Below are 7,049 nucleotides of genomic sequence, written 5' to 3'. Positions count from 1 at the left end.
ATTATACCAAAAAAACTTCCTTTTATAGGAAGTTCTCTTTTTTAGCCTTTCTTCTTCATATATAGGAAGTTGAGAAGAAGCCCAACAACTGCGAGGGCGATAGCAACGTAGAATGCGGCACTATAATTTCCATTGTTAGCTGCTGCCATTTGAACCGCAACTTTAGGTGCAAAAAATGCAGCTAAAGAATAACCTGTGAAGACGATACCGTAGTTGACTCCCTGATTAGCAGGTCCGTAGTTCTCCATGACAATAGATGGGAAGACGCCCATAACACCACCGAAGCAGATACCAAGGCCGATGATTCCTAGAGTAAAGCCAAATTGACCAGGGATGATTGTTAAGGAGAAGAGTGCCAATACGATGACAGAATAGATAATCAATAAGGTCTGAGAACGACCAATTTTATCAGAGAGTGAACCCCAGATAAAGCGGCCACTAGAGTTTGCGATTGAATAAAGAGAGACATAGAGAGCTGCTGTACCAGCAGATAGTCCAAACATGGATTGACCAATTGGGGATGCTTGAGAGGCAATCATCAAACCAGAGAAAGCACCGACAAAGAACATGCTGATAATGATGTAGAATAAAGGACTTTGTAGCATTTCTTTCCAGTTTTTATTGGCAGGTCCTTGTTTAGTTTGTACGGGAACTTTCCAACCTGCTGGTTGGTAGCCACTTGGTGCCGCCTTGATGAAGAAAATGGCACAGATAATAACAACAATATAGACAAGTCCAATTGTTCGAAAAGCAAAGAAGGCATCTTGTTTTTGAATGAGACTACTTGCAACTGGTGACGCGATAACTGCAGCAAATCCCATACCTCCTGTTAGAATCCCAGAAGCTAAACCACGTTTATCAGGGAAGAGGCGAAGAGAATTTGAGAGGGCTCCTGAATAGGCGAATCCTTGACCAAGACCTGCCATTAAACCATAGGTCAAATAGAGCATAGCTGGTGAGCTTGCATAACCAGTTAGGAAAAAGCCACTAGCAAATAGAAGGGCACCAAGGGCGATTGTCCATTTTACATATCCCTTATCTACCAGATACCCTCCGAGAATCATAGGGATCGGTCCGATAGCTGAGTTGATGGCAAATGCAAGCATGATTTCGGACATAGACCAACCTGTTGAAGAACTTAGAGGTCCAGCGAAAACGGAAAAAGAATAGACAGCACCTGTACAGAGAAGAATAGCAGTTGATGCAGCTAAAACTTGCCAACGATTGAATGTCTCTTTCATAAGAAGACCCTCCTTTAACTTAATACATTTTTCACAAAGACTATAACATAGTTAAAAATGAGGGTCAATACTTTCTAAGAAAATATTGTTAATTTTTTCACTAACTTATACTAAACTAAGATAAACTGATAGAATAACACAATGTTTTAGGATTATCGATTTACATGATAGGCTAAAGTTGTATAATGATATTAAATCAAACAAATAAAGGGGGTAGCAAGATGAAATTAGTTGCTATCGTTGGAACAAATTCTGACCGCTCAACCAATCGGAAACTCTTGAAATTTATGCAAAAGCATTTTTCAGATAAAGCCGATATTGAGGTATTGGAGATCAAACAATTGCCAGCATTTAACGAACCTGAGGACAAGCTAGCACCAGCCGAAGTTCAAGCTTTTTCAGAAAAAATCCTCGAGGCGGATGGTGTGATTATATCAACACCAGAGTATGATCATACTATACCGGCACCCTTAGCTTCAGCCTTGGAATGGATTGCCTATACCAGTCGTGCTTTGATTAACAAACCAACGATGATTGTAGGAGCTTCTCTTGGATTGCTTGGAACATCTAGAGCCCAAGCACACTTGCGTCAGATTCTTGATGCGCCTGAACTGAAAGCAAGAGTCATGCCAGGAACAGAATTTTTCCTAGGACATTCTGAACAAGTATTGGACGATGACTATAATTTGAACAATCCTGAAAAAGTCGCAGAGTTGGAAGAACATTTTGCAGAATTCCAAAATTTTGTTGAACTAACAAAGGCTTTGGTCAAACCAGAAGATACAAATCGTAAGAAATCTTTCATCTGGGAAGAATGGTTGAAAGCATAAGTATTTCAAGAAAGGAGAACAATCCATGAAATTAGTAGCTATTGTTGGTACCAATGCCAAACAATCCTATAACCGTAGTTTGTTGCAATTTATGAAAAGACATTTTGCGTCAAAAGCCGATATTGAGATTTTAGAAATTACCGATGTACCGATGTTCAATGAAACCGATGATCAAACAGATACACCTGTTATTCAGAAGTTTAACGAGGCGATTTCAGAAGCTGATGGTGTCATCATCTCTACACCTGAACACAATCATACAATCCCATCAAGTTTAAATAGTTTGCTCGAATGGTTGTCTTTTAACATTCATCCACTAGATGGGAAGCCAACCATGATTGTCGGAGCTTCCTATGATGTTCAAGGTTCTTCACGTGCCCAACTTCATCTTCGTCAGATCCTTGATGCACCTGGAGTAAATGCAACAGTTATGCCAGGAAGTGAATTTTTACTTGGTCGAGCTCATCGAGCATTTGATGCAAATGGAGATCTGATAGATGAGCGAACTGTTGATTTCTTAGATAGCTGTTTCTATCGTTTCCTTCGCTTTGTCTCTGTTGCAAACCAACTAAACCTTCCTGAAGAAATTCGATTTGAACCAGGAACATACCATGTTACAACTGAAGGTCATAATGGTAAATTACCGATGGACGTCACCGTTTCTGAAGACCGTATTGAAAAAATTGAAATCGATTCTTCTGGAGAATCTTCAGGGATTGCAGATGTCGTCTTCACCCGTATTCCAGCGGAAATCATTGAGGGGCAAACCTTAAATGTTGATGCGGTGTCAGGAGCTTCTGTGACTTCAAATGGTGTCTTGGACGGAGTTGCGCGTGCGGTTAAACAAGCGGGTGCAAATCCAGATGTTTTACGCAAACGTTCAAAAGCACCATCTGCCCTAGATAAAGAAGATAAAACCTATCGGGCAGACGTTGTCATCGTCGGAGGTGGAGGTGCTGGTTTAGCTGCGGCAGCTGCAGTCTTGCAAGCTGGTAAGAAGCCGATTGTTGTTGAGAAGTTCCCAGCAATTGGAGGAAATACTGTTCGTGCGGGTGGCCCAATGAATGCGCCAGATCCAGCATGGCAAGGAACCTTCGCAGCTCATCCAGGTGAGGCACATACGCTTCAAGAATTGATTGCGACAGATGAATCAACGATTGACCCAGAATATTTAGATGACTTTAGAGCCTTGAAGGTTGAGGTTGAGAAGTATTTGCAGGATCCAAGCTATTTGTTTGATTCTACCTTACTTTACCGTATCCAAACTTATATCGGTGGAAAACGAAAAGATTTACAAGGGCATGAAATTCATGGCCAATATGATTTGGTTTCTGTATTGACTGAACGTGCCCTAGAGTCTGTTCGCTGGTTGGAAGACATCGGTGTTGAATTTGTTCGTAGTGAAGTAACAATGCCAGTTGGAGCCCTTTGGCGTCGTGGCCATAAGCCGGTTCAACCAATGGGTTATGCCTTTATCTCAGTTCTACAAAAATATGTTCTAGAAAATGGAGGCAAGATATTGACGGACTCTCCAGTCAAAGAATTGCTTGTAGAAGAAGGGGTTGTCAAAGGTGTCAGAGCAGAAGGCCGAAACGGTCAAACCATCATCGTTCATGCAGAAGCCGTTGTTCTAGCTTCTGGAGGATTTGGTGCTAATACCAAGATGCTACAAAAATACAATACTTACTGGACCGAAATCGCGGATGATATTGCCACCTCTAATACACCAGCTGTAACAGGAGATGGAATCCTCTTAGGTCAAAGTGTAGGTGCAGATCTAGTGGGTATGGGCTTTAGTCAAATGATGCCAGTATCCGATCCAGTGACAGGAGCCCTCTTCTCAGGACTTCAAGTTCCTCCAGCTAACTTCATCATGGTAAATACTGAAGGTAAGCGGTTTGTAGATGAGTACGGTAGCAGAGACAAGCTATCTCAAGCAGCGATTGATAATGGTGGCTTGTTCTACTTGATTGCAGATGACCGCATCAAGGCAACAGCCTACAATACTAGCCAAGAAAAAATCGATGCTCAAGTCAAAGCAGGAACTCTCTACCGTGCAGATACGATAGAAGAGTTGGCTGTTCAAATTGGTATGGATCCACAGGTGTTAGCAGATACAATCAAGAAGTACAACTCTTATGTTGATGCAGGATTTGACCCTGAATTTAATAAGGGTAGTTTCGATCTCAAGTGTGAGGTTGCACCATTCTACGCAACACCAAGAAAACCTGCTGTTCACCATACAATGGGTGGACTCAAGATTGATACTTCAACACACGTTTTGAATGAACAAGGTCAGGTAATCCCTGGATTGTATGCTGCCGGAGAAGTCGCAGGTGGACTTCATGCAGGTAACCGTCTAGGAGGGAATTCACTTACGGATATCTTTACTTTTGGACGTATTGCAGGTCAAACAGCTGTTCAAGAAAATTGTTAATAATAGATTTAAATTCTTAAGCTAACTTTAAGTCTGCTTGTGTATCATGTAATCATTAAATAAAGACCTCCTAATACTCTTCTAAAATCTCCCCATACTTCGTTAGAGTCGACTTACCTAACTTTAGTTATGCTTGCGTCGCTCTGCCTAGTTTGATTTCGATTTTCATTGAGTAACCTTTATTTAATAGAAATCCTAAAACTTTTTTCATCATAATCTCCTAATGAAGTCACCCAATTTGGTGGCTTTTTTCTTGTTTGCTTTTAGCAATTTTTAATTAGTATTTATTATTTTTGAACAAAATTAAAAACTAGAAAATCTGAAGCTAACTTTAAGTATTCTTCTGTATCATGTAATCATTAAATAAAGACCTCCTAACTTTATTTAATAGAAATCCTAAACTTTTCTTTTTCATAATAATCTCCCTAATGAAGCCACCAAATTCGGTGGCTTTTTTGTTTGTGGGCTGGATTTTTGCTATAATAGGAGCATGAGTAGAATTTTAGATAATGAAATCATGGGCGATGAGGAGTTGGTAGAACGTACTCTCCGTCCCCAATATTTACGTGAATATATCGGTCAGGACAAGGTCAAGGATCAGCTTCAAATCTTTATCGAAGCAGCGAAAATGCGAGATGAGGCGCTGGACCATGTTCTTTTGTTTGGCCCTCCAGGTCTCGGGAAAACAACCATGGCTTTTGTCATTGCCAATGAATTGGGAGTCAATCTCAAACAAACGTCTGGTCCCGTTATTGAAAAAGCCGGTGATCTGGTAGCGATTTTGAATGACTTGGAGCCAGGAGATGTTCTTTTCATTGATGAGATTCATCGCTTGCCTATGTCGGTGGAAGAGGTGCTTTACAGTGCTATGGAAGACTTCTACATCGACATCATGATTGGTGCGGGGGAAGGTAGTCGCAGTGTCCATCTAGAATTACCACCTTTTACCTTGATTGGTGCGACGACACGAGCAGGGATGCTTTCAAATCCACTTCGTGCACGTTTTGGGATCACTGGTCACATGGAATACTATACACATGCTGACTTGACAGAGATTGTCGAGCGGACGGCAGATATTTTTGAGATGGAAATCACCCATGAAGCGGCTGCTGAGTTGGCTCTCCGTAGCCGTGGGACTCCTCGTATCGCCAATCGTCTCCTCAAGCGCGTGCGCGACTTTGCGCAGATTATGGGCGATGGCTTGATTGATGATGTGATTACGGATAAGGCTTTGACCATGCTGGATGTAGACCATGAAGGCTTGGACTATGTGGACCAGAAAATTCTTCGCACCATGATTGAGATGTACGGTGGTGGCCCTGTCGGTCTAGGAACTCTTTCGGTAAATATCGCCGAAGAGCGTGAGACGGTAGAGGATATGTATGAACCTTACCTAATCCAGAAAGGCTTTATCATGCGGACTCGTTCAGGTCGGGTCGCGACAGCTAAGGCATATGAACATTTGGGGTATGAATACATTGAAAAATAAGGCTGAAATTTTAGATTCTTTCAGAGAAAATCCTGATATGATGGCTATTCTGACTATCATCCGTGACTTGGAATTAAATGATTCCTGGTTGGCAGCAGGTTCGGTCCGAAATTTTATCTGGAATCTCTTGTCAGATAAACCAGCTTTTGATCGTGAAACGGATGTGGATGTGATTTTCTTTGACCCAGATGTGAGTTATGAAGATACGCTGGTTATAGAGAAGAAGTTGAGGGAGGACTTTCCTCAGTATCAGTGGGAGCTGAAAAATCAGGTCTATATGCATCAGCATAGTCCCCATACGCCTCCGTATAGAAATTCCTGCGATGCCATGAGTAAGTATCCAGAGCGTTGTACGGCAGTAGGACTTCGCTTGCAAGCTGACGCAACTTTAGAACTCTTTGCGCCTTATGGTTTGGAGGATATTTTGAACTTTCAGATTTGTCCGACTCCTCATTTTTTAGAAAATCAAGACCGAATGAAGCTCTATCAAAAGCGTTTATCTAAGAAAAACTGGCGAGAAAAATGGAAAAATCTCACAGTTAAAAATACTTAAGGAAACTTTAAGTTAGGAGTTATATACTTATCTCAGAAGTTAAGAAGACCTTAACTTTAACTCCTAAAACTTTTTCATAATAATCTCCCTATAAAAATTAAGTCGCCCAATCAGGCGGCTTTTTTTGGTGTGAACTAAAGTGTTAGTTTATCACTGTTAAGATTATGGTAGAGGTGATAAAATCTGGAGGAATCAAACTAAACAAGTTTGAAAAAACAGGAACTCAAAGTTCACTGATATTCCTTTTACTTATAAAATGAAAAAAAAGAAGCCTAGAAGGTTAAAATATGGTAAAAAATCGTCAAAAAGTTTAGACATATATGACAAAAATGTGCTATAATATAATGATTAAAACATTAGTCTATATTATAAATTTTGAATATATATGCTGATAAAGATGATAAAATAAGTAAAACTCAAAATTATAGACATTATTTATAAAAAAATATAAACAGGACTTTGTTTTATAAAAAAAACGGAATCCAAGGAGATTTTAAAA

At 40.4% G+C, this 7,049-nt stretch carries 5 protein-coding genes; 4 read left to right on the top strand and 1 reads right to left on the bottom strand.

Translation table 11 applies throughout. The annotated features are described in order from the left end of the window. Positions 1-41: 41 nt before the first annotated feature. Positions 42-1,241, bottom strand: coding sequence for an L-lactate MFS transporter (locus tag SINDD18_RS06260; RefSeq protein WP_061863479.1), 1,200 nt, complete (start codon positions 1,239-1,241; stop codon positions 42-44). A 221-nt stretch (positions 1,242-1,462) separates the two neighbouring features. On the opposite strand from SINDD18_RS06260, the gene SINDD18_RS06255 reads away from it, so the two are divergent. The 4 genes from SINDD18_RS06255 (at position 1,463) to SINDD18_RS06240 (ending at position 6,550) form a co-directional block, all read left to right on the top strand. Then, positions 1,463-2,071 carry an NADPH-dependent FMN reductase gene (locus SINDD18_RS06255; RefSeq protein WP_000779599.1) on the top strand — a complete coding sequence of 203 codons (609 nt, stop codon included), beginning with the start codon at positions 1,463-1,465 and terminating at the stop codon, positions 2,069-2,071. 25 nt (positions 2,072-2,096) lie between these two features. Beyond that, complete coding sequence (locus SINDD18_RS06250) at positions 2,097-4,508, top strand: flavocytochrome c (protein WP_061863478.1); 2,412 nt, start codon at positions 2,097-2,099, stop codon at positions 4,506-4,508. A gap of 490 nt (positions 4,509-4,998) precedes the next feature. Beyond that, positions 4,999-5,997, top strand: a complete 999-nt coding sequence (ruvB, locus tag SINDD18_RS06245) for a Holliday junction branch migration DNA helicase RuvB (protein ID WP_081108277.1) — start codon at positions 4,999-5,001, stop codon at positions 5,995-5,997. Further along, positions 5,978-6,550: a nucleotidyltransferase family protein gene (locus SINDD18_RS06240; protein ID WP_061863477.1), complete on the top strand. Its 573-nt coding sequence runs from the start codon at positions 5,978-5,980 to the stop codon at positions 6,548-6,550. The genes ruvB and SINDD18_RS06240 overlap by 20 nt, the downstream gene beginning before the upstream one ends. Positions 6,551-7,049 lie beyond the last annotated feature (499 nt).

The sequence above is a fragment of the Streptococcus infantis genome (assembly GCF_001579645.1).
GTDB lineage: Bacteria > Bacillota > Bacilli > Lactobacillales > Streptococcaceae > Streptococcus > Streptococcus infantis_E.
Note: the sequence above shows the minus strand (reverse complement) of the source record. Positions and strands in the feature narration are given on the sequence as shown.

Excerpts from the sequence above, each read along its gene's own strand:
- SINDD18_RS06260 (WP_061863479.1), bottom strand. The coding sequence starts at position 1,241 with ATGAAAGAGACATTCAATCGTTGGCAAGTTTTAGCTGCATCAACTGCT.
- SINDD18_RS06255 (WP_000779599.1), top strand. The coding sequence starts at position 1,463 with ATGAAATTAGTTGCTATCGTTGGAACAAATTCTGACCGCTCAACCAAT.
- SINDD18_RS06250 (WP_061863478.1), top strand. The coding sequence starts at position 2,097 with ATGAAATTAGTAGCTATTGTTGGTACCAATGCCAAACAATCCTATAAC.
- ruvB (WP_081108277.1), top strand. The coding sequence starts at position 4,999 with ATGAGTAGAATTTTAGATAATGAAATCATGGGCGATGAGGAGTTGGTA.
- SINDD18_RS06240 (WP_061863477.1), top strand. The coding sequence starts at position 5,978 with ATGAATACATTGAAAAATAAGGCTGAAATTTTAGATTCTTTCAGAGAA.